Origin of the sequence: Psychrobacter sp. GW64-MNA-CIBAN-0177, from assembly GCF_040309585.1 — a bacterium.
Lineage (GTDB): Bacteria > Pseudomonadota > Gammaproteobacteria > Pseudomonadales > Moraxellaceae > Psychrobacter > Psychrobacter okhotskensis.
Map to the genome: position 1 here is coordinate 1 of NZ_JBEOOY010000612.1, position 236 is coordinate 236.

Consider the following 236-nt stretch of genomic DNA (forward strand, 5'->3'; position numbering starts at 1 on the left):
ACTTAAGACCACCTGGAAAACCAGAGTGTGAATAGTACACTTTGTTTTTGAATTTGTTACCAGTTACAGTAACTTTTTCAGCGTTGATAACGATGATATAATCACCAGTATCTACGTGCGGTGTATATTCAACTTTATGCTTACCGCGTAGGCGGAGAGCGATTTCAGTAGCGATGCGACCTAAAGTTTTACCTTCAGCGTCAACTACGTACCAGTCACGTTTTACTGTTTCTGGT

1 protein-coding gene is annotated in these 236 nt (G+C 40.7%); it reads right to left on the reverse strand.

Translation table 11 applies throughout. From position 1 onward, the window contains the following. Positions 1–236: 50S ribosomal protein L13 (rplM, locus tag AAEY79_RS16410; protein ID WP_352289846.1), on the reverse strand; the 236-nt coding region annotated here is incomplete at both ends.